We start from the raw sequence: 19,375 nt of genomic DNA, 5'->3' as shown, positions 1-19,375 counted from the left end.
GCCTCGCGCTTTCTAGACCGCAGTCGCGTGAAGATCATAGGCGTCGCTGCTGTCGATTTTCACAGTGACGATCTCGCCCACGCGCAGCGGCCGCCGCGATGCGATGTGGACCTTGCCGTCGATCTCCGGCGCGTCGCCTTTCGTCCGTCCCTCCGCAGACCGGGCCGTCGCCTGATCGACAATGACGGACATGCGCTTGCCGACTTTGTCCTTGAGCCTTCGCGCGCTGATCGCTCGGCTTAATTCCATGAAGCGCCGGTAGCGGATCTCTTGAAGCTGCGGGTCAACAGGCGCCAGGCCGAGGTCATTGGCGGGCGCGCCTTCGACCGGCTCGTATTTGAAGGCGCCGACGCGGTCGAGCTTCGCCTCGGCGAGCCAGTCGAGCAGGAATTGAAAGTCTTCCTCTGTTTCGCCTGGGAAGCCGAGGATGAAGGTCGAGCGCAGCGTGAGGTCGGGACAGAGCGCGCGCCATTTGCCAATCCGCTCCAATGTCTTTTCCTGGTCGCCTGGCCGCTTCATGGCCCGCAGAACGCTCGGGCTCGCATGCTGAAAAGGAATATCGAGATAGGGCAGAATCTTGCCCTCCGCCATCAGCTCGATCACGTCGTCGACATGGGGATAGGGATAGACATAGTGGAGCCTTGCCCAGACGCCGAGGGAGCCGAGCTCGCGCGCGAGGTCGACGAATTTCGCGCGTATGGCGCGGTCGCGAAGACGGCTTTCGGCGTATTTCAAGTCCAAGCCATAGGCGCCCGTGTCCTGGGAGATGACGAGGAGCTCCTTGACGCCGGCCGCAACGAGAGTCTCGGCCTCGCGCAGCACATCCGCCGCCGGACGCGAAACAAGATCGCCCCGAAGCTTGGGGATGATGCAGAAGGAGCAACGATTGTTGCAGCCTTCGGAAATCTTCAGATAGGCGTAATGGCGCGGGGTGAGCTTGATTCCTTGTGGCGGCAGCAGGTCGAAGAGAGGATTATGCAGCGGCGCCACGGCCGTATGGACGGCCTCCATCACCGAATCGAAATCTTGCGGGCCGGTGATCCAAAAGAGGTCGGGAAATTTTGCGCGAATCGAGTCCTGCTCGGCGCCCATGCAGCCTGTGACGATGATCTTGCCATTTTCGGCCGCCGCCGCGCCGATGGCCGCAAGTGATTCGGCTTTGGCGCTATCGAGGAAGCCGCAGGTGTTCACGATGACCGCGGCGGCGCCCTGATGCGTCCTTGTAAGCTCGTAGCCCTCGGCCCTGAGGCGGTTGAGGATCTGTTCGCTGTCGACAAGGGCCTTCGGACAGCCGAGCGACACGAATGAGATTTTCGGAGCCGGCGCGCCTCGCGGCGCTCCGTTGACGGAGGCGGCGCTTTTTTTGGTCTGATCGGGAGCCATGCGGTTGCTTGGCATGCGGAGCGGCGCCTTGCAAGCGCGAGGGCATCCATATTTCCGCGTTGTGGCGCTCGTTCTCCCGGCCGCGCGGATCGCTGCAAAAAAACCCGGCCAAATGACTGGCCGGGTTTTCTTTGTCCTGCACTGCAAGCCGAAGCTTGATGGCGAACTCAGTATTTGGCGACGACCGGAGCCGGAGCGTAGGTGTCGAACTTGTAGCTGAAGCCGACCTGGACGCGATTCTCGGTGACGTGACGCCGGATAAAGATGCCATTGTCAAAGGCGAACGCTGGATCCCAGGTGGTGTGTCCGAAATCCGTATAGCGGTATTCCGCCCGGACCGACCAATTGTTGGTGACGGCGTATTCGAGGCCGCCGCCAACTGTCCAGCCAACGCGCGTGGTGTCGACATTGGCGCTGCCGCTCCCAAACGCGCCACCAACGGTGAAGAACGGATTGAAGGTCGTGTGGAACCCGCCGAAAGCGACGCCGCCGGTGCCATAGAGGAGCACGCGATCCCAGGCCACGCCGACGCGGCCGCGGATCGAACCCTGAATGTCCAGGTTCGTGTTGATATTGCCGCTCACGAAGGCGCCAAGGGCGGGATCGAAGAACGTCCGGTTATTATTGTTCCTGCTAAGGCTCGAACCGTCGACGTCGCCTTCAAGGCCGACGACCCACTGGCCGAGCTGCAGGTTATAACCGACATGGGCGCCGCCGATCACGCCATTGGCCTGGTCGCTGAAGCCGCCGAAACTGCCAAAGCCATCGCCCCAGGAATTATTGAAGTTGCCCCAGGCATAGCCAATCTGGCCGCCGATATAGACGCCAGTCCAGGTGAAGATCGGAACCGGCGGGACATAAACCGGCGGGGGAGCGCGCGAGGGCAAATCGGCCGCGAGGGCCGAACCGGCAAGCGCCACAGCGCCGACCGATGCGAGTAGAAGTTTGCGTATCATATGCTTTCTCCTTTCAGAGGTTGGAAGCATCTGCAACTTACCCCGTTTGAGCCTAGCTACAACGGGCAACGGGGCGAAAACGGGGCAGAAGACGCGCAATTCAGATCGGTGTGACTTGCATGCAACGAAGAGCGATTGGCGGCCGCTGAAGCCTTGGCTTTCATTGTTGAAAATCGACCAAAATCTCTAAAGTTTTCGTGAAGAGAGACAAAAAAACCCGGCCAATCGGCCGGGTTTCTTGTCTTTGAATCGACTTCGCAAAAGTGGCGATTTGACGTCAATATTTGGCCACGATCGGGGCCGGGGCCGCGCCGAACTTGTAGCTGAACCCGACCTGCACCCTGTTCTCCGTGAAGTGCGTGTGCACGGCGTCCGCCAAGCCCACCCCGGCTGTAGTCAGCGGGAAGGAATTGATCAGGTAATCGTTGTAACGTCCGAAATCCGCATAGCGATATTCGGCGCGAACCGACCAATTGTCGGTGACCGCGTATTCGACGCCGCCGCCGACGGTCCAGCCGGCTCTTGTTCTCGAAATGCTGTCGAACCCAAAAAAGTCCGAATAGGTCGTCTTGATCCCGGCGAAGGCGGCGCCGCCTGTCGCGTAGATCAGGGCGCGGTCCCATGCGAAGCCGGCCCGTAGGCGAATCGACCCTTGCAAGGGGGATGTCGTGTGGACCGTGGCGCCGAAGCCCGGATTGACGAAGGCCGCGTCAAGCGGGGGCGTGAAGAAGGTCGGCGCAATGACCGTCCTGTTCAAGCCTGTGCCGTCGACATCGCCTTCGAGGCCGAGGAGCCACTGGTTGATTTGCAGATTGTATCCAAGGTGGACGCCGCCGATGACGCCCTGCGGGTTGCCGCTGAAGGGTCCGCTCAGGAGAAAGGTTCCCAGAGGGCCGGCCGGGGCGGCAAATCCATAGGGGGTGCTGTTCAGATTTCCCCAGGCATAGCCAATCTGGCCGCCGATATAGAGACCCGACCAGTTGTAGGGCGCCGGGGCGTAGACCGGCGCCGGCGCCGGGGCACGGAGATCAGCCGCAACGGCCGATCCGGCGAGCGCAATGGCGCCAACCGAAGCCATGAGTATTTGACGTAACATCAGCGCTCTCCTTTCAGGAAGTTGAAGCTGCGGTAAATTACGCCGATTTAGCTCGCCAACAACTGCTCCGCCCATGAAATGCGCGTTAGTTGGGCGTATTGCTGACGGCTGTGACTAGAATGCAACGTAAATGCCTTGAACGGTCGCAAAAAGCTTTGACTTCATCCGCGCTGGTTCAGGCAAAACATCGATATCTAGGCATAAGGGCGGCAAAAGACCGACCAAATGGGCGGGATTCGGTAGAATATGGGGGCGAAGAGCTATTTGTCGGTCCGGAACGAAGCGCGCGTCCCAGCCGTAAATCTTGACGTGCGGTCCTGTCGTCTGGGGAAATCGCGCGGCCGCGCGCGCAATGCGGCGCGACTGGGCCGAGGCGGTTTTGGGCTGGAGCAGACCAGACGTAAGGCTATGTCTGCCCGGCCTGCCCATTTTTGCGACGCCAAGCGACATTTACCGGCGCGGCGGGCGCGGAAGCCTATCCTGGAAAAGGGTCGAGCAAAGGCTTCTCTTTCCGAAATGTTCCGACACGACTGGGCAAATGTCGGCGTCCATTCGACGCATGGGTCCGGGGCCTCAATATTGCCGATCAATATTTGGCGGCGATTGGGGCGGGACCGAACGCATCGAATTTGTAGCTGAACCCCGCCAGCACCTCATTCTCTGTTTCGTGACGCTGCACGAAGGAGCCCGGCGCCGAATTGAACGTATTTTCATTGAAGGTGCCAAAGTCGGAATAGCGATATTCCGCCCGGACAGACCAGTTGTTGGTGACGGCGTATTCGAGGCCGCCGCCCAGCGTCCATCCGGCGCGGGCGTTGTTGACCGTGTCATAGCCAAGGAAGGATGAGTAGGTGTGAGTGAAGCCGGCGAAAGCGACGCCGCCGGTTGCATAGAGCAGGACGCGATCCAGAGCGAAGCCCAAGCGCGCTCGGATCGAACCCTGCACGGGCAGCCGCGTGCGGAGCGTAATTACCCCCGAGTTGAAGGCCGTGTTGAAGCCGGTCCCTTCGACATCGCCTTCGAGACCTAGGACGATTTGGTTCAACTGCAAATTATAGCCGACATGGGCGCCGCCCACGATGCCGTTCGGGGTGAACCTTTGGCCGTAAAAGGCGGCGGCGGGCGCAAATACGGTGAAGCTGTCGGCGCCCCAGCCGTAGCCGAGCTGGCCGCCGAGATAGAGGCCGGTCCAGGTGAAGATCGGGACCGGCGGAGCATAGACGGGCGGCGGTTCGCGGTAGGGAAGGTCGGCCGCAAGGCCCGATCCCGTGACGGTGAGAAGAGCAGTCGTCGACAAGAGAAACCGACGGATCATTGTTTGGTCCCTTTCAGAAGTCCTGAATTCTCAGAGCGGCCTCGATTCAGCAAAGTCAAATCCTGGGAATTGATAGTATCTGACAACTGATCTTGTCTCACGCCAAGTGTAGCAAGCCTCTGTCTTTTGAGTTGCGAACTTCGCATCGCAAAGGAGGCGATCGAAACAGCGTTTAGAATTGCTTACGGAAATATGCTGAAAAATCCTTACCAAATTGTATCGAAAGTTACTTACTAAAGCTTATTTAAGTTTAAAGTTGTGAATAGAATTATTAATTCGTGTAGCTGAAAAAAGGCGGCGGCCAATTTTATGCCGCAGCCGACATTTGAACCCCGCGATGCAAGACGAGTTGCTCGATCGGTTGCGGTTGAGACCGAGCAAATCAGGCTTTTTGCTTTGTGCCGCGTGCTGGCAAAGTGTTGACCAGAGCGCGATTGTCAGGCGGAGAGCAGAGGCCGGCGGAATTCAAAAATGCTTTGCAATCGGGACGCTTGATTTGGCGCCCGCGGCGGATCCCGTTAAGAGAGAGTCGCGAAGCCGTACCAGGTCAAACGGCGAATCTGGTCTATGATCGCAAAAAGACGAGAGTCGGCTGGATCCTTACGGCGTGGCCCCGATTCCCGTCCATGGAATCGGGAGGCCTGACGCAAGCTTCGTGAGGGAAGCCGAGGTCGATGTGATTGATCGAAGGTTGGGCTTGGACCTCGATCAGGGGAAGGGTGGCCGAGTGGTTTAAGGCAGCGGTCTTGAAAACCGCCGTGGGCGAAAGCCCACCGTGGGTTCGAATCCCACCCCTTCCGCCAATTAGCATTGATTTCATTGAAGTTTATACGCTTTATCGAATTGTTTCCCTATCTGTACCCATATTAATTTCGGGGAGCGCTACGCCCTCGACACCCCTTGTGCGCGATGCTCGGGTCACTTCAACCGCATCGCCGACTCGCCTCGCGCGGTGCTTTAAGAAAAGGTTTCCGAAAACCACATACGAACGATCGGAAACCCGACTGTCTGAGCTTCGATTGCACTCCCAAAATGCATTGAGACCCAAGCTTTTCACCTGTTTTCTCAAATCCCTAAAGCAAGTTCGGACGAACCGTCATCGAACGATTGGAAACCGCCGGAAGGGTGACGGAAACCGAAAAGCCGGAGATGCGCCCCAGCTTCCTTGTCACAGCAAACAGGATCGATTCATGAGGTGTTCCCTCACTCTCGCCAAGACGGTCGGCTTCCTCGGCATTCTGGCCATTATCGTTCTGTCTCTCTTGCCTGGAAGCGATCGACCTCACACCGGCCTACCAGGCAAAGCAGAGCATTTTATCGCTTATTGCTTTACCGCTTCGGCCCTGGCCTTCGGGTTTCGGTCGAGGGCGTCTTGGGTTGTGATCGCTATCGGTGTCACGCTACTGGCGGGATCGATGGAGATCCTGCAGCTTTGGGTGCCGGGCAGACATTCTGATATCGGCGACGCATTCGTCAGTAGCTTGGGCGGCCTCCTGGGAATCGTTCTCGGTGGGACCCCGTTTTGGCTTAAATCAGACGCTGCCTTAAATCGAAGACGCGCCGCGGCTTTGGCAGATCGAGCCCGGCGCTAGGTCACGCCCCCTTCGCCTGACCCGCCTCCCATCTCTCTCGGCACAAACTCCTGCTGCTCAGCTTGTCGCCAGAGGCGACTCGCCTAGCTACTTGGCCATGCCATGGCTAGGCCTGCTCCCGCCGCCGAAGTCTGAGCTCGGGCGATTCTCTCGGTGGTTGCCCGAACGCGCCTTGCTCGTCTTAAAGGGGGCGGCCACCCTAACGTTGGGAAGAGCTTCGGCGCGACCGACGCTGCGCTCGTGGGCCGCCAAGTCGGGGCTAGACTGAGGCTCGCCAACTTGGGGTTTCTGGGCGACCTGCCTGGAAACCCGCTCATCTTAGATGGCCTGCAATAGTTTCCTTCTTCCGCGATATGGCTCGGAGCGCTCCAGCGCGGTCACGCGGCCTCGGCTGGGGCGTTGTTTCCCGCTTCGGCTTTTATCTCCTCGCCGATGATCTCGAATGTCGTCTGGAGCTTTTCCCGGACGGTTTGGCGACCGTAAACGGTGAGGAGTTCTCGGCAACAGAGTCAATGGCGAGATCGATCAGGTCGAGGATATATTTCGCATCGAGGATCAGGCTTTGCGCCTCACTCAATTTGCTCATGTTCGGGTTCCTATCTAAGCGGCCCCGAGGTCATGCCCTTCAGGCCGCGACAAATGTAAGGGATGATTTGATCTAAGCCTTGCCCCATAAGACGCCTGGCTGCTCCAAATCGAGCAAGAGCTTCGGCTCTTTTCCTCCTTCAGGAAGGGTGTCCTTGACCCACGCGAAGGGATCTTTCTCCGGCTCGGCGTTAAAGCGGCGCGCTAGCTTAAAATTGATGGCGAGTTTGCACTTCCGGTAATCGCAACTGTTGCACCTGGAGCAATCGTATTCCGGCATTTGCCGTAGCTCGGCGATCTGCAATGCGATCTGCTCGAAGATGTCTATGCCTGCGATTAACGGCCGCTCGCGGACGATTTGTTCGATCTTTGATTTCATAATCATGCCTCCATCACTAGAATTTCGCGGAGCGCTCCCCCAATCTGCTCAGGCGTCTGTAAGCGAGTGAAGCAGCTCCTTGAATGGCTCGTCGCTATCATTGATCTCGTCGAGGCATCCGAGCAGATATTCGGCTTTAACGCGGTGTTCCTCAGGCGAGGCGCAAGGGTAGGAGCAGAGATCTAAGCACGCTGCATCTTTGGCCGCGCACGCCTCGTCAACAGCGCTTTCCGCGGCGGCAAAACCCGAAGCCACTCGGTTTTCCTCGACTTTCGCGCAGACTTCCTCGAAATATTGCTTCCTGTCCTGCAGTATTTCCCGCCAAAAGTCGGCGAACCGTTCCTGCATGGCAGGTGTCGTATAGATCTTGAGCATTTTGAGATGTATTTCCTCGTAATCCCCGACGGCCGCAATGTGCTTTTTAGTTCTTTCCAGATCGCGGAAATCGAAAGCTCCGTCAGTGTAGTCGATCGATTTGCAGAGGGCCTTGAAGCAGCCATCGGCGGCGTCATGCGCCTTCCAGGCAGCTGTTTCGGCCGCAGTGGCGCGGCGATGCGCTTCGATAAGTTGCAAGAGATCGGGCGAGACCGCGGGCGACGCCTGCGCGGCCTGAGCGAGTGCACCGAGTATGGCGCCCCCGGTGGCGGCGGCTCCGATGCTTCGAACGATCGAGCGGCGGTCGAGATCAGGCGAGCCGGTATTGGCTGCCGGAATGTTGGATTCCGTCATTGTGGTTGCTCCAAGTTGTTGAAATATTAGCTTCTCCCCAAATTTGGGGAGAAGTTCAATCCCCGGCGGTGACCGCGAAGGCGTCACCCTCGATTTGGATCACGGTCTTGCCGTGCCGGATCAGTGCGGAGAATTGCTCGCCGGCTGAGACCAGGCGAAGGCTTCGCCCTGACGTTCCGACGTCTCCCGCGATGCGCTCGGCTTCGGCCTCGAGGCGTTGCATCGCCCGCCCGGCCATCGATGCGGGCCGGCGCACGCCGTCGAGCTCGCGCGACGCCTCGGCGACGGAAAGATCTGTGCTTTTCGGTTTTGACATGTGGACTGCTCCAGTTGGTTTCGTATCAGAACTGTGATACCGTACCAATATGGAGACAGATATGCAATCACTATTTTGGTACACGGTCACAAAATGACCGGAGCACAGCTTAGAATGGCTCGGGCCGCGCTCAAGATGGGGGTGCGAGAAGTTGCTGCGCTCGCGCAGGTGTCGCCGAATACAATTACACGCATTGAGGCTGACCTGCCCTCAAATGCCTCGACGATATCTGTCGTCCGATCCGCCCTCGAAGCGGCGGGCGTGATCTTCGTCGAAGAGAACGGCGAGGGAGCGGGCGTCAGGCTCAAGAAACATACAGAGACGGTTGCCAATCTAACGGGCCAGATTGATGCCCTGAAGGCCGACATGACGCCTGAGCCGGCGAACGAGAAGCCCAGCCCCAAAAAGGCCATGAAACAACTGAGGCGCGCGCACGATCAGAACGAACTGGTGGAACTGAAGAACCGCCGGACAAAGGCCCGTGCGAAGGAAAAGAAATGAGATTCTGGCTTTTTCATTCATCATACCGAGACTAATTGAATTTCAATTCAGAATTCCCATATTAGTTAAGTCGATGGACGGCTAGATTACTTGGTTTCGTGCAGAATACATTTCGCGCTGAGCCGACAATCTTCTTACCCGAAAATGCAATTTCGACGGCCCGCGAGGGAGTGGGCAAGCTACAGGCTGCATCTAGAAAGAGTTTTCATGACCTTATTCAGCACAGCGGCGACACTGAGTGACGTGGAAGCCCGTTATGGGGCCGAATCCGAAATGATTTATGTCCTTGCCGGAGGCTTGATGCTAGCCGGCCTCGCATTTGCGCTCTTGTTGACGTTCGCCGTTTAAGCTCGGCTGAGGAAGGGCGTGACGTGATCGAATCGGCTATTTCTTTTCGCCGCCGACAAGGCGCAACGAGCACTCTTTCATAAGCGAGGCGAAGGCGTCGAATTCTTCGGCTGTCATTTGATTACGCGTAGGCTCGCGTTGCGCGCGACTTTATAGACAACATAAACTGCTCGGACTACCACGGCAGCGACCATGGCCGCGCCCGCAAGCCCTAACGCAATCGTGTTGGCTGCTTTTCGAATTCCCTTCATTGCCGAGATTCCGACGCTCATTGGTGATGCTGAGAGTTTAGCGCAGTCGACGTAATTGGTCCAACAAACATCGGACAGATAGGACGACGCAAAATTGCGTTCTCCTATTCCAAGCTCATTCAACATTTTACGGGTATCGCGCAGCACGTCCGCGTGCCGCTTTCCGGTCAGCCCTGCGATTTCGAGGCTCGACATTGTCAAGGCAGGACGGGCGTGAGGCTGAGGAAGGGAACAATCCAATGAGATTATGCTATCAGGCCCTCGCATCCTCGGCGGTTTCATTCGCCCGGGCGTCATTGCTATGCCGGAGCAAACGCGAACTAGGAGAAGCCCATCCTTTTTAGGCTATGGCTTGGCAAGCTTGACCCAAATCAATGATGGTTTCCGCTATTTGCCTGATGATAACACGAATTTCGCGACGTCGCGGCGTTATGAGACGCAATAGTAAGGATAGGCCATGCGCACAACTACAAATATTCATGCGATGTGGCTCGGCGGCGCCCTCGGCATCGCTGGCGCATTTGTAATCGCGTCGGCGAGCCCGTCCTGGGCTATCCAGCTTCCGTCAAACACGGGACCCGTGAGAGCAGCAGCAGCGACGCCGAGCCACCTGACGGAAGTGCGCTACTACCGTCGAGGCTACTACCACCGCCGGTATTATCGCCGTGGGTATTATGATCCTGGAGCAGCGGTGGCTGGAGGTCTTGCGCTCGGCCTCCTTGGGGCGGCCGCTGGGGCCGCGGCGGCACCATACTATTATTATGGGCCTCCTGCGTATTACTACGGCCAACCCATGTACTACGCACCGTATGGCTATTACGGTTACAGGCCGTATTGAACAAGGAAGGTTCCCGCCTCGGGTCGATCCATCCGGCGAGAGACAACCAAATCCGACAATCCGCCGGCCGCAAGCGCCTCTGTCGAGCTCATACCCGTCTCCTGAAAGCCCAGAACCAGGCCAGCCGGGCTGCGGCAATGGCAAGATTCCGCGCCGCGAGAATGATGTTTCTCATTGCCAAGCCCTCACTTGCTCTCGATGGTCGCCTTGAGCGCGCCGCCAAAGCATTCCGCGACTTCCTCGCCCTTGGCCGCCAAGGCACCGCCCAAGAATGGCCGCGGCGGGATCTTGCTGGTTCCAAATTCCTGATATTTCGCGATTGGGCTATTAGTGCCGACGTAACCTTCGGTGCCGCTCACGACCTCATGCTTGATCGAATCGCGGAGTTAACCGGTACGGAGCAAAGGTTAATTCGGGGCGTAGCCCAGCCGCGCGCGCTCTTCCTGCGTCGATTCCGCGAGCTGAGGCCATTTATAGCGATAAGTCCCGATCGCGTCCTTGGCGTCGTCCTCAAGGATGGTGCAGGCCTTCTCCATCGCGGCGAGCTTGTGGTGATGCAATTCCTCCGCGAGCGCGACGAAGGCCGCGCCGAGTCCGGCAAAGGATGAAAATTTCGGCATGGCTCAGCCCTGTTCGGTGGGCGAGTAGCTCGGGCCAGCCCAGCTCCCCCGCGTGTCCATCCCGCTCGCGCTGGTCGGGAACGTCGCCGCCGCTACGACATGGCTCATCGTGGTCTGCGCCATGCGGCGGCCGTCCATTTGCACTGTCACCGGGATATTCACGGCGAGATGACGCGGGGGCGGCACAAGCGAGGAATGCTTCTCGATCGGCGGCTGTGTGTCCGACTTCGGCGCCGGCGCGGTTCCACCGCCAAGCCAGCTCGGGAGATATTGCTTGATCGAGGATAGCGCGTTCGAGATCATATTGCTGATGGCTTTGAACGTGGCGTCGATCACCCCTGACACAGCGCCGGGGATCTGCCCAACCCCCGCGATAATCATTTGATCGATCTGCTTAAAGGCAGTCGCGATCGGGCCGTTCTCCGAAAAAAGTTCCTTCAGCTTGTCGCCATAGACGAGATATACCGGCCCAGCCGCCGCAATAGCTGCAGCAACAGCGGCGACGCCAGTTGCAAAAGGCCCCATGAGCCCGATCGCTGCGGCAATTCCAACTCCGACAAAAACCGCACCAATCGACACCATCGCCGCGCCAATGGCGACAAGCGCCGCCCCGATGGCCTTGACCGTTTCAGGGTTTGCTTGAACCCATTGGGCGATGTTCTTGAAGACCTCAGTCAACGGTTTGATCACGGTGTCCATCAAAGGCTGAACGAAGTTCTCGCCGATGGCTGTTTTCACATTCTCCCATTGCGCCTGAATGGCTTGGTGGAGCGCTCTAGGATCATTCTCATTGATGTTGCTGATCGCGTCTTTCCCAACGCTGTTGATGTTCTTGATCTCTCGGTTGAGCTGCGCATTCGTGGTCGGGAGCAACAATTCATCAAACGCGGCCTTGAGCAGCTTGTTCCCTCTGCCGATTTCGCCAGCGATCAAAGCCATCTGCTTCATGTCTTCAATATCGACCCCCATGCCTTTCAGCTTGGCGCGATAGTCATTCGCCCATTCGAGCGGGTTTTCGCGTAGCTTATCCGATTCAAAGACAGAGCCGACCTTGAAGCCCTTGAATTTCTTCCCTTCGAAAAGTTCGTCATCAAGGGTGTGAAGCTCCCATCTGACCTGTGCATCTGCTTGGATCTTGCTGCCAAGCGCGCCGCCACCCCCGCCGAACAGGTTGCTGTTGAGCTGATACATTGCGGAGCCGGCACGACTGCCTAGGCCGAGCGCCTGCATAGCTGGAAACACCTTGGCCAGCATTTCATCGTTCCAGCCGAAGCGCGCATCGCCAGTCGAGCCGATGCCGGTAAGATATTTCTCCGGGTTGAACCGACGCCCGAGCGCAATCGTTGTCGCAGACAGCGCGGCGACGGCGGGCTCCAGCACCTTCATGGTGGTGCGCCCGGCAAGATCGAGCGCCTGGACCGATCGCGCAATCGCCGCGTCAGATGACCCGCTGCCGAAACCTTTCTCTTTCGAACTGTCAAGCACGTTCTTCATAAGATTGAAGCCCGGCAACAGTTCAATAGAATGGCTTATGTCCTGAGTGATATTGTAAAGATCATGCAGGGCCGCAATATTATCCGTTGCAGTTGTCCGCATATTCTTGCCGGCTTCTGCCCATGCCGCCCCGGTAATCTTCGCCATGTCAGCCATGCGCGACTGAACCGGAAGCGCAGCCTCGAACATGGTCTTGACATGAACGATCTTCTCGCCAGCCTCCTCGAGGTTATGGAGACCCTTCATAATTTCAACGCCGGCAAACATAGACGCCGCTCCACCGAGCGCCATCTTCATCGAAGTGTTCATGTCCTTGAACGTGCGGTCTATGCCCATGGCGCGAGCCGCGATCGTCGCTAGGACACCACTAATACCATCGACGCACGATAGGCGGATTACGGTGTCATACGGACTCGCGGTCGTCATCCATTCCCCCTAGTTCTTGCAGGATTTTTGCGACCGATTCCTGGCTTGATGCGAACAAGCGTTGACTTTCCACAGGTAACGTTTTGAACCGCGGATGTTTCGCTATCTGCTCGCCGATCAAGCTCGCCGCGCGCGTGCTCTTTTGCACAGACTCCACATGCCGCTGCAAACTCGCAGCCTCAGCCATGTATTGTTTTACCAATTTGCCGAGATCTACCATATTCAATCCCCAACTTTGCCGCCGTGATATTTTGCCACGTGCCGCTCGACGACCACGCGCACATGCTCAATGCACCGGGCCTTAAATTCCTCTGACACCGGCCCAATGCCATGCCGGAGCTTAAATTCCTCGACCCTGCTTGCGGCGGGTTTCGCGGGCGGCAACATTACTTGGCGGCGGTTTCGTCCTGTCTATTTCCATCCCTCAGGCAAATAAGAGTTGGGGCGCCGCGCGAGCGACCATAAGATCCGAAATTGCATAGACCAGTGCGTCAAGCCGATCGGGTGATTTCGCCGAGCCCGGCGCGAATGAGCACAACTGGTCTTCAAGCTCTGCAAACATGCCGACGTGGTGCACTCGGCCTTGCTCGTAAAGCGCGCTCACGGGCTCAGCTCTGACGATCTTGCCGCGGCTGGCGTGAACAAGCCGGATCGGAGCATTCGGATCGACCATCCTTATCGTGTTCTCGACCATGGCGCCGCCTTGGTTTTTTCTCGGCGACGATCCTATCCGCCCGATGCCGGCGAAATGCGCCGATCGCCTTCGTCGCCCATTCTGTCGGCGAATATCGACCGGAGAGATCCTCGAGCACATAGCCCTCGCCTTCATAGTCAATCCCCGCAACTATGATTCCCGTCTCATCGCTATCTTCGCCAACACTCACCGCAGGATCGATCGCGACCACAATGCGCTGGAAGTCGAGGAAGTAGTCTCTCGAGACTCGGCCTAATTCGATCGAACTCCGCGACCACAATGCGCCTTCGATGTCCTCCAGGATCTCAGCGTTGAGCTCTTGCCGGCCGAGCCGCGTGTTCTCATATCTTCGAACAATTTGCGAGAAAAACGCCGGCGCCAGGTTCGCCCGGTTGTCATATGTAGACCCGCGTGTCACAACTACATCTTGCCCGTTGCGCGCAACAAGTTCCTTCAGAATCTTGATCGGCTTCGGCGTCGTGGTGATCGTTGTGCGCGGGTGCGCGCCGAGGCGAAGCCCGAACAACAACATGTCCCAGGTCTCCCCGACATTGCTCCATGCCGCGAGCTCGTCACACCATGCGACATGATGTTGAGGCCCGCGAAGACGCTCCGGCTCCTCAGACGAAAACATGGTGGCGATCGTTCCGTTGGGCCAAGTCAGCCGACGCTTCGATGGCTCATAGGTCGGGCGGCTCCAGTCTGGGCAAATGCTCAGGATTCCGCTCTCGCCTTCGACCATGGTGTCGCGGACGTCCGCCGCAGTAGGGCCGACCAAGGCGATGCGGGAGACGCCGGCCTCGGCTATCGACCTCCCATATTCCGCGCCGGTCCTAGTCTTGCCAAACCCACGCCCGGCGAGGATCAGCCAATGCGACCAGTTGCCAGGCGGCGGCAATTGTTCAGGCCGCGCCTTTGCGCTCCAATCGTCACCGATCGCTTGCGCGAGGCGGCCAAAGATCGATCTGCCCAGCTCAGACATTCTCGACCTCCCGCGCATCGATCAATTTCGCTGCTGGCGCGGAGTGGCGCGCGTCGAGGTCTCGAAATAGTGCGATGATGTCCGCGCGGGCCTCGGGATGGCGAGCGCATATCTGCAAAAGGCCGCTCTGGAGATCCATGAATGGAGCGGAATTCAGTATCTGGGTGTTATTGGTGATGTTGATCGTCGCAGCGGCGAACTGGCTAACTTCGCCCGTTATGCGCCCGATTTCGCGCAACACCTCGACCATGCGACCGGAAATGCGCTCGATTTCATAGGGTTTGCCGCGCTGCGCCGCACTGTCGAGCGCATTCATCAAGATCGACCGCACGATAGCGAGATAATCGATAACAGTTCGGCTTTCATCGGCCGCCGCGTTCGCAAGATCCGCGACCTTCGCCGGGCCGAGCAAGTAGCTCGCCTTCGTCTCGTCGCTGACATGGTTCTCGACATGCCGCCAAACAGCGTCACGGTGCAGAGCGGCCTTTATGTTGATGGGCGTAGGCGCGGTTTTGACGGCGTGAAGTTGCATCGCTTCAGTTTCCTTTCTTTGCGAATTCAAGATCGACGATGCGCCGCTCGATTGGATGCAGCCGGTCATAGACCAAATCGTCCTTGGCCTTCGGGTCATGCGGCGGGAAATCAAGCATGTCCGCCGGCGCACGTGGGTCTTGCGCGAGCGCGCGCGCGAAGGCTGCCCACACCTTGGCAGCAGCGTCGATCTCCGACTTGACCGCGGCAACCGGAAGCTCGTCGAGGCCGCTTGATCCGGCGAGATCCGGCAGCACGGCCACAAGACGGCCGGGACGTGGACAGCGAAGTGCGGCGTCCAAAGCGCCAATTTGCGTCATGATCTCGCGCAAGTTGTCTTGCGTGGTGAGGTAGTCGGCATAGAGGCCCTGCGCAGCCTCACGGACCGCCGCTGCGGCGAAACGCGGCTTGCGGGCGCTGAGCGTCGCTAGCAAGGCTTCTGTGCCAGCGATCTCGGCATTAATGTCCGCCAATGCCTTTTCAGCTACGGCGATCTGCTGGGCGGCGGCCGCAACCTCGGCTGCTCGATCAATCGCGCCAGGAGTGACGACGCCGCTCAACGACCATTCGACTCCAGCGCGGATGCGGTCGAGGATCGACTTCGCTCCTGCGGAAACATCTTCAGCGACTCCAGCCCTGGCGCAAAGGGCGCGGTCGATCTGCACGACCAGGTTATCCCTGCCGGATTGGAGCTTGGCCAAGTCAGCCTCGACACTCGCGATCCATGCCGAAAAACGGGCCAGCCGAGCCCGCTGGGGCGTCAAGCCTTTGGTGTCCGCCACAATGCCGGCGGGAACGTCGCCAGTGCCGTCCTCTGGCTCAAGGTCGATGTTGAGCGCATAGGCCGCGATCATGAAGCGCATACGCACGTCGTCAGGATTTTCGAAAGTCAGGAAGGCGACGCGGCCTTGCGTGACTTCGAGCCCGAGAATATCCGGGCGGCCGGTTGCAATGGCGAGAGTTGCGGCGACAAGGAACGCTGTCTTTCCATGCCCCGTTCTTGCGGTAAGTGTGTAAAGCGAAGAGGCGCGAACGACGGGCTCTACAGCATAGGCGAGCGCGACATATTCTTGGCAAAATTCCGCAAGCGTCTTAAGCCGAATTTGCACCGGCTTCGGCGGCGCGGCCTGCCCGTTACTCCAGGCGGTGGGCTCACCGAGGCTCGAAAGCCGATCTATTTCAGCAGGATCGAGCGGCCCGTTCATCCCGCACCGCCTTCCGCCGCATGTTTCTGTAGAGTGCGGAGGCCGGCTTACGCTGAATTGCCTGTTGGGCGCTCTGGATAGGAATCGTTTACATTGTCAACAATTCCAACTTGTTCAGGCTCAACCTTGGTATGCTGATTTGCGCCGGTAGGGTTCCCCGGCCCGCGCTTCGTAATCTCGATCGATAGGCATCCCCAGACATCGAATGCGATCAAAACTTCGTCGAGGCTGTAGGCGACAACATGGGGCACGCCAGATCGAATGCACCACATTCTGAAATCGTCTTGTGCGTCCGAGAGGTCTTCGCCGATCCTCTTGAGTTCGAGGCAATGTAGCTGTCCGATCGGCGGCACGAGAATGAAATCCGGCCACCCGGCTTTTGCGCCCATATTTTTGAGTTTGGCCGCGGTCCGCTTGTCGCGGAGCTCGCCGTTCGGAACATGGCACCATTGCCATTCTGGTCGAGCGTGGTCGCGCAAGAGCTTCGCGACCGACATATGCAGGGAGAGTTCCTTCGGACGCGGCGTAGGGGCTCGCCGGAGCCTCGGCTTGCGACCTTCGCCGATCAAGAGAAGCGGAGGCGTCGCCTTGCTCATGAACGCCTCCCATACGTTGGGAGAGCGACTGCGAGCGCCAGGCCGAGCCCTTTTTCGAGCCGCCGCGCCTCCGGCCAAGCTTCTGTAATATCGAAAGTCGAGAACACTTCGACGCGCGATCCATCGGCAAAAACGATGTCGACGGAGAACTTCGGCGTCCTCAACCCAACGATTTCCCAAAGATGGACACAGTCCGGCGTCAACGCGGCGGTTGGAAAGACAGGGCGATCCGTCATCGGCCGCCCCCCGCCAGCTTGCCGAGTTCGGCGGCCATGGGCGCGAGGGTTACGCGCGTCGCCCGCCAATGTTCGCGCAAGCATTCAAGGGCGAGCGCATCGTCGGCGTCCATGAGCGCTACATGGGCGCGTGTCCCGAGCAGGCCGATTCGCATAATCTCGCGGGCGATGGCCTCCCGCAAAATCTCGGTGCGCATCGAGCGGCAGGTGATGGAACTTGCATCGATGGTGAGGCTCATGCCGCCCTCCGATTCGGGAAGGCGAGCCCAGCAATCAGCCGCGCGTGATCAGGCCGAACGCCGAAGCGCCGGGCAAGATATTTGGCTTGAATTTCTAAGAGTGGCGCCGTATTTCTGAACGTGTCATCGCCGGGAAACGAAGACACCAATTCAGGGGAGCCTCCCGCCGGGGGCTCCCCTTCTGTTATCTCGGCCATCGATCAAGCGAGTCTCCTCGATCTTCGACGAGGCGCGCCGTTCACGAAGCGGCGCATATTTTGCGTCGGGGAGGGATGCGAGGTAAGCGTCAACCGTCGCCATCTCAACAAGGACGCGGCGACCGCACTTTTTGGCGCGATAGTGCCTTTGCCGAATATGGTTCCTAATCGTCCAAGTTGATTCGCCCGTGTAGATTGCGACGTCGGTGACGCCGCGATATGCGGGGTTGACCACAATTTCTTGCATGGCGTGGCTGCCTATCTGTTGAAACAACGCACAACAGATAGAAGGCTCGTCGAGCGAGCGTCTTGGCTAAACGCCCGGCACTTTTGCCAACTTCATTTCCTTGAGCCAATCAGGGTAAAGTTTTCGAATGGCGTCGCAAACGGCGTGGAAATTTTCCCCAGGAATCCCAAGCTCTATTGCGACTAATTTTGAGGCGAGATTGACGGTCACCTTTTTCTTGTCGCCATTAATGTCCTGAACGGTTCTGCCCGCCCAAAGATGGACGTAGTCCATAGCCGCCCATTCCGGCCGAAAGCACCGATGTTTTCCGGCGAACGTCATGATGCGCCCCTTGACTGATCCGCCATTCATCTCACGGCCGACATGATAGGCGAGGCGGAGTCGACTCTGTCAAGGATGCGGAGCACCGGCTTCGCCGGCGCGAGCAAAGCTCGCGTCCTTGACAGGGTCGATCCGCTCGCCAAACTCGCCGCCAAGAGATGAATGGCGATTTGCGATTTCAGACCACAGCAGCCCTATTTCGGCTGCGCCGCGATCACCTTGCGCAGCGTCTCGATCGTCGAGACGTCGGCTATTCCATCGACCAGCTCCGGCCTGAAATGGCGCTGGAAGGCGGTTACGACCGCTTGCGTCTTGCTCCCATAAAGGCCGGTGATGTTCAGCCCATAGCCGTAGATCGCGAGCATGGATTGCAGCGATTCAACCTCACGCCCATGCGCGCCGCGATCAATGCGCGGACCGTCCTCGATCGGGCAGGGGGCGACGTAATGGCCGACGCCGGCCTTGGCCAAACGCTCCCAGGGGAAATATTCGCCGGGATCGATCTTGCGGTCGGGCGCGAGATCGGAATGTCCGAGCACCCGCTGCGGCCTGATCGCATGCCTTGAAATAATGTCCTGGCAAAGCGCGATCACCGCCTCGATCTGTTTTGATGGATAAGGCGGCGCGCCGGCGAGATGGCCAGCGTTTGCGATTTCGATCCCGATCGAAACGGTGTTCATGTCGCGCTCGCCGGCCCAATAGCCGATGCCCGCATGCCAGGCGCGGCGCGCCTCTGGCACGAGCTGGAACAGGCTTCCGTCCTCGAAAACGAGATAATGCGCGGAAACCTGCGCGGCGGAGTCGCACAGCCGCCGCAAGGCGGCCTCGCCCGTCGCTATTCCGGTGTAATGAAGGATGATCGCGTCAGGCGCTCGGCCGCTGCGCTCGCCATGGTTTGGCGAGGGCTCGATCGTCGCGGCTATAGATGTGTCAGGTTTCAACAGCGGTAATTTTCAATAGCCGTAATAGCCCACGCAGACGGGATTGCCATAGGGGTCATAGCCCCAACGGGCGCAACGCGGGGGCGGCGGCGGAGGCGCCGGGTAATAGGCAGGCGGCGGCGGGGCCGCGTATTGGCGCCGACGATCGCGCCTGTCGCCGCGCCGAGAGCGCCGCCGGCGAGCGCCGCGCCGACGCCTCCGCCGGTGGCTGCGCCCAGGGCCGCGCCGGTCGCGCCGCCGAGAGCCGCGCCGCGGCGCGCGCTGTTCAGGCGTATAGCCGCAGCCGGCCAGCGCCAAAGACGCAACGACGAGCGCCGCGAAAGGAAGAGTCTTATACATGTGCCTTGTCCCAAGCGT

Annotated in this window: 26 protein-coding genes and 1 tRNA gene; 4 read left to right on the top strand and 23 right to left on the bottom strand. The window is 59.0% G+C overall.

What is annotated here, in order from left to right:
- Positions 1-12: 12 nt before the first annotated feature.
- From rimO to RZS28_RS00930, 4 genes are all read right to left on the bottom strand, one after another.
- Positions 13-1,383, bottom strand: coding sequence for a 30S ribosomal protein S12 methylthiotransferase RimO (gene rimO, locus RZS28_RS00945; RefSeq protein ID WP_407341007.1), 1,371 nt, complete (start codon positions 1,381-1,383; stop codon positions 13-15).
- Between the two features lie 167 nt (positions 1,384-1,550).
- Positions 1,551-2,339, bottom strand: coding sequence for an outer membrane protein (locus tag RZS28_RS00940; protein ID WP_407339359.1), 789 nt, complete (start codon positions 2,337-2,339; stop codon positions 1,551-1,553).
- A gap of 277 nt (positions 2,340-2,616) precedes the next feature.
- The gene (locus tag RZS28_RS00935) at positions 2,617-3,435 is read right to left on the bottom strand and encodes an outer membrane protein (RefSeq protein ID WP_407339358.1); all 819 of its coding nucleotides are present in this window, start codon (positions 3,433-3,435) and stop codon (positions 2,617-2,619) included.
- 586 nt (positions 3,436-4,021) lie between these two features.
- Complete coding sequence (locus RZS28_RS00930; protein ID WP_407339357.1) at positions 4,022-4,750, bottom strand: outer membrane protein; 729 nt, start codon at positions 4,748-4,750, stop codon at positions 4,022-4,024.
- A gap of 713 nt (positions 4,751-5,463) precedes the next feature.
- On the opposite strand from RZS28_RS00930, the gene RZS28_RS00925 reads away from it, so the two are divergent.
- Together RZS28_RS00925 and RZS28_RS00920 are read left to right on the top strand one after the other, a co-directional pair.
- Positions 5,464-5,553: transfer RNA gene (locus RZS28_RS00925), tRNA-Ser, on the top strand.
- 387 nt (positions 5,554-5,940) lie between these two features.
- Positions 5,941-6,342, top strand: coding sequence for a VanZ family protein (locus RZS28_RS00920; RefSeq protein WP_407339356.1), 402 nt, complete (start codon positions 5,941-5,943; stop codon positions 6,340-6,342).
- A 418-nt stretch (positions 6,343-6,760) separates the two neighbouring features.
- Here the strand turns inward: RZS28_RS00920 and RZS28_RS00915 are convergent, their stop codons facing one another.
- The 4 genes from RZS28_RS00915 to RZS28_RS00900 all read right to left on the bottom strand — a co-directional run bounded on the left by RZS28_RS00915 (position 6,761) and on the right by RZS28_RS00900 (position 8,351).
- Positions 6,761-6,928: a hypothetical protein gene (locus RZS28_RS00915; protein WP_407339355.1), complete on the bottom strand. Its 168-nt coding sequence runs from the start codon at positions 6,926-6,928 to the stop codon at positions 6,761-6,763.
- Between the two features lie 72 nt (positions 6,929-7,000).
- On the bottom strand, positions 7,001-7,306 hold the full coding sequence (locus RZS28_RS00910) for a hypothetical protein (RefSeq protein ID WP_407339354.1): 306 nt from the start codon (positions 7,304-7,306) through the stop codon (positions 7,001-7,003).
- A 48-nt stretch (positions 7,307-7,354) separates the two neighbouring features.
- Positions 7,355-8,122 (bottom strand): hypothetical protein, encoded by a 768-nt coding sequence (locus RZS28_RS00905; protein WP_407339353.1) that lies wholly within the window; start codon positions 8,120-8,122, stop codon positions 7,355-7,357.
- Positions 8,091-8,351 carry a hypothetical protein gene (locus RZS28_RS00900; protein WP_407339352.1) on the bottom strand — a complete coding sequence of 87 codons (261 nt, stop codon included), beginning with the start codon at positions 8,349-8,351 and terminating at the stop codon, positions 8,091-8,093. The genes RZS28_RS00905 and RZS28_RS00900 overlap by 32 nt, the downstream gene beginning before the upstream one ends.
- Positions 8,352-8,465: 114 nt before the next feature.
- Between RZS28_RS00900 and RZS28_RS00895 the strand changes: the two genes are divergently transcribed.
- Positions 8,466-8,852, top strand: coding sequence for a helix-turn-helix domain-containing protein (locus RZS28_RS00895; protein WP_407339351.1), 387 nt, complete (start codon positions 8,466-8,468; stop codon positions 8,850-8,852).
- A 461-nt stretch (positions 8,853-9,313) separates the two neighbouring features.
- Here the strand turns inward: RZS28_RS00895 and RZS28_RS00890 are convergent, their stop codons facing one another.
- A complete protein-coding gene (locus tag RZS28_RS00890; RefSeq protein WP_407339350.1) occupies positions 9,314-9,646 on the bottom strand; it encodes a hypothetical protein in 333 nt (110 codons plus the stop codon).
- Between the two features lie 262 nt (positions 9,647-9,908).
- Here RZS28_RS00890 and RZS28_RS00885 point away from each other — a divergent pair, with 262 nt between their 5' ends.
- Positions 9,909-10,289, top strand: coding sequence for a hypothetical protein (locus RZS28_RS00885; RefSeq protein ID WP_407339349.1), 381 nt, complete (start codon positions 9,909-9,911; stop codon positions 10,287-10,289).
- A 185-nt stretch (positions 10,290-10,474) separates the two neighbouring features.
- Here RZS28_RS00885 and RZS28_RS00880 read toward each other — a convergent pair whose 3' ends face one another.
- The 14 genes from RZS28_RS00880 to RZS28_RS00815 all read right to left on the bottom strand — a co-directional run bounded on the left by RZS28_RS00880 (position 10,475) and on the right by RZS28_RS00815 (position 19,357).
- Positions 10,475-10,648: an HK97-gp10 family putative phage morphogenesis protein gene (locus RZS28_RS00880; RefSeq protein WP_407339348.1), complete on the bottom strand. Its 174-nt coding sequence runs from the start codon at positions 10,646-10,648 to the stop codon at positions 10,475-10,477.
- 48 nt (positions 10,649-10,696) lie between these two features.
- Positions 10,697-10,909, bottom strand: coding sequence for a hypothetical protein (locus tag RZS28_RS00875; protein WP_407339347.1), 213 nt, complete (start codon positions 10,907-10,909; stop codon positions 10,697-10,699).
- A 3-nt stretch (positions 10,910-10,912) separates the two neighbouring features.
- Entirely contained in the window at positions 10,913-12,739 is a 1,827-nt protein-coding gene (locus RZS28_RS00870) for a phage tail tape measure protein (RefSeq protein WP_407339346.1), read from the bottom strand.
- A 67-nt stretch (positions 12,740-12,806) separates the two neighbouring features.
- Positions 12,807-13,049: a hypothetical protein gene (locus RZS28_RS00865; RefSeq protein ID WP_407339345.1), complete on the bottom strand. Its 243-nt coding sequence runs from the start codon at positions 13,047-13,049 to the stop codon at positions 12,807-12,809.
- Positions 13,050-13,253: 204 nt separating this feature from the next.
- On the bottom strand, positions 13,254-13,502 hold the full coding sequence (locus RZS28_RS00860) for a hypothetical protein (protein WP_407339344.1): 249 nt from the start codon (positions 13,500-13,502) through the stop codon (positions 13,254-13,256).
- The gene (locus RZS28_RS00855; protein ID WP_407339343.1) at positions 13,438-14,505 is read right to left on the bottom strand and encodes a terminase large subunit domain-containing protein; all 1,068 of its coding nucleotides are present in this window, start codon (positions 14,503-14,505) and stop codon (positions 13,438-13,440) included. The genes RZS28_RS00860 and RZS28_RS00855 overlap by 65 nt, the downstream gene beginning before the upstream one ends.
- On the bottom strand, positions 14,498-15,037 hold the full coding sequence (locus tag RZS28_RS00850; protein WP_407339342.1) for a hypothetical protein: 540 nt from the start codon (positions 15,035-15,037) through the stop codon (positions 14,498-14,500). Before RZS28_RS00850 ends, RZS28_RS00855 begins: the two co-directional genes overlap by 8 nt.
- Positions 15,038-15,041: 4 nt before the next feature.
- Complete coding sequence (locus RZS28_RS00845; protein ID WP_407339341.1) at positions 15,042-16,241, bottom strand: AAA family ATPase; 1,200 nt, start codon at positions 16,239-16,241, stop codon at positions 15,042-15,044.
- Between the two features lie 47 nt (positions 16,242-16,288).
- Positions 16,289-16,837 (bottom strand): hypothetical protein, encoded by a 549-nt coding sequence (locus RZS28_RS00840; RefSeq protein ID WP_407339340.1) that lies wholly within the window; start codon positions 16,835-16,837, stop codon positions 16,289-16,291.
- A complete protein-coding gene (locus tag RZS28_RS00835) occupies positions 16,834-17,073 on the bottom strand; it encodes a hypothetical protein (RefSeq protein ID WP_407339339.1) in 240 nt (79 codons plus the stop codon). Before RZS28_RS00835 ends, RZS28_RS00840 begins: the two co-directional genes overlap by 4 nt.
- On the bottom strand, positions 17,070-17,312 hold the full coding sequence (locus RZS28_RS00830) for a hypothetical protein (protein WP_407339338.1): 243 nt from the start codon (positions 17,310-17,312) through the stop codon (positions 17,070-17,072). The genes RZS28_RS00835 and RZS28_RS00830 overlap by 4 nt, the downstream gene beginning before the upstream one ends.
- A gap of 510 nt (positions 17,313-17,822) precedes the next feature.
- Positions 17,823-18,077: a hypothetical protein gene (locus RZS28_RS00825; RefSeq protein WP_407339337.1), complete on the bottom strand. Its 255-nt coding sequence runs from the start codon at positions 18,075-18,077 to the stop codon at positions 17,823-17,825.
- A 194-nt stretch (positions 18,078-18,271) separates the two neighbouring features.
- Positions 18,272-19,018, bottom strand: coding sequence for an N-acetylmuramoyl-L-alanine amidase (locus RZS28_RS00820; protein WP_407339336.1), 747 nt, complete (start codon positions 19,016-19,018; stop codon positions 18,272-18,274).
- Positions 19,019-19,030: 12 nt separating this feature from the next.
- Positions 19,031-19,357 carry a hypothetical protein gene (locus tag RZS28_RS00815; RefSeq protein ID WP_407339335.1) on the bottom strand — a complete coding sequence of 109 codons (327 nt, stop codon included), beginning with the start codon at positions 19,355-19,357 and terminating at the stop codon, positions 19,031-19,033.
- Positions 19,358-19,375 lie beyond the last annotated feature (18 nt).

This window comes from Methylocapsa polymorpha (genome assembly GCF_045689225.1).
Taxonomy (GTDB): domain Bacteria; phylum Pseudomonadota; class Alphaproteobacteria; order Rhizobiales; family Beijerinckiaceae; genus Methylocapsa; species Methylocapsa polymorpha.
This window is presented reverse-complemented; position numbering and strand designations above follow the sequence as displayed.

What these genes read in the sequence shown, in the direction of transcription:
- rimO (WP_407341007.1), bottom strand. Translation starts at nt 1,383, where the DNA reads ATGGCTCCCGATCAGACCAAAAAAAGCGCCGCCTCCGTCAACGGAGCG.
- RZS28_RS00940 (WP_407339359.1), bottom strand. Translation starts at nt 2,339, where the DNA reads ATGATACGCAAACTTCTACTCGCATCGGTCGGCGCTGTGGCGCTTGCC.
- RZS28_RS00935 (WP_407339358.1), bottom strand. Translation starts at nt 3,435, where the DNA reads ATGTTACGTCAAATACTCATGGCTTCGGTTGGCGCCATTGCGCTCGCC.
- RZS28_RS00930 (WP_407339357.1), bottom strand. Translation starts at nt 4,750, where the DNA reads ATGATCCGTCGGTTTCTCTTGTCGACGACTGCTCTTCTCACCGTCACG.
- RZS28_RS00920 (WP_407339356.1), top strand. Translation starts at nt 5,941, where the DNA reads ATGAGGTGTTCCCTCACTCTCGCCAAGACGGTCGGCTTCCTCGGCATT.
- RZS28_RS00915 (WP_407339355.1), bottom strand. Translation starts at nt 6,928, where the DNA reads ATGAGCAAATTGAGTGAGGCGCAAAGCCTGATCCTCGATGCGAAATAT.
- RZS28_RS00910 (WP_407339354.1), bottom strand. Translation starts at nt 7,306, where the DNA reads ATGAAATCAAAGATCGAACAAATCGTCCGCGAGCGGCCGTTAATCGCA.
- RZS28_RS00900 (WP_407339352.1), bottom strand. Translation starts at nt 8,351, where the DNA reads ATGTCAAAACCGAAAAGCACAGATCTTTCCGTCGCCGAGGCGTCGCGC.
- RZS28_RS00895 (WP_407339351.1), top strand. Translation starts at nt 8,466, where the DNA reads ATGGCTCGGGCCGCGCTCAAGATGGGGGTGCGAGAAGTTGCTGCGCTC.
- RZS28_RS00890 (WP_407339350.1), bottom strand. Translation starts at nt 9,646, where the DNA reads ATGTCGAGCCTCGAAATCGCAGGGCTGACCGGAAAGCGGCACGCGGAC.
- RZS28_RS00885 (WP_407339349.1), top strand. Translation starts at nt 9,909, where the DNA reads ATGCGCACAACTACAAATATTCATGCGATGTGGCTCGGCGGCGCCCTC.
- RZS28_RS00875 (WP_407339347.1), bottom strand. Translation starts at nt 10,909, where the DNA reads ATGCCGAAATTTTCATCCTTTGCCGGACTCGGCGCGGCCTTCGTCGCG.
- RZS28_RS00870 (WP_407339346.1), bottom strand. Translation starts at nt 12,739, where the DNA reads ATGGGCATAGACCGCACGTTCAAGGACATGAACACTTCGATGAAGATG.
- RZS28_RS00865 (WP_407339345.1), bottom strand. Translation starts at nt 13,049, where the DNA reads ATGGTAGATCTCGGCAAATTGGTAAAACAATACATGGCTGAGGCTGCG.
- RZS28_RS00860 (WP_407339344.1), bottom strand. Translation starts at nt 13,502, where the DNA reads ATGGTCGATCCGAATGCTCCGATCCGGCTTGTTCACGCCAGCCGCGGC.
- RZS28_RS00855 (WP_407339343.1), bottom strand. Translation starts at nt 14,505, where the DNA reads ATGTCTGAGCTGGGCAGATCGATCTTTGGCCGCCTCGCGCAAGCGATC.
- RZS28_RS00850 (WP_407339342.1), bottom strand. Translation starts at nt 15,037, where the DNA reads ATGCAACTTCACGCCGTCAAAACCGCGCCTACGCCCATCAACATAAAG.
- RZS28_RS00845 (WP_407339341.1), bottom strand. Translation starts at nt 16,241, where the DNA reads ATGAACGGGCCGCTCGATCCTGCTGAAATAGATCGGCTTTCGAGCCTC.
- RZS28_RS00840 (WP_407339340.1), bottom strand. Translation starts at nt 16,837, where the DNA reads ATGAGCAAGGCGACGCCTCCGCTTCTCTTGATCGGCGAAGGTCGCAAG.
- RZS28_RS00835 (WP_407339339.1), bottom strand. Translation starts at nt 17,073, where the DNA reads ATGACGGATCGCCCTGTCTTTCCAACCGCCGCGTTGACGCCGGACTGT.
- RZS28_RS00830 (WP_407339338.1), bottom strand. Translation starts at nt 17,312, where the DNA reads ATGAGCCTCACCATCGATGCAAGTTCCATCACCTGCCGCTCGATGCGC.
- RZS28_RS00825 (WP_407339337.1), bottom strand. Translation starts at nt 18,077, where the DNA reads ATGACGTTCGCCGGAAAACATCGGTGCTTTCGGCCGGAATGGGCGGCT.
- RZS28_RS00815 (WP_407339335.1), bottom strand. Translation starts at nt 19,357, where the DNA reads ATGTATAAGACTCTTCCTTTCGCGGCGCTCGTCGTTGCGTCTTTGGCG.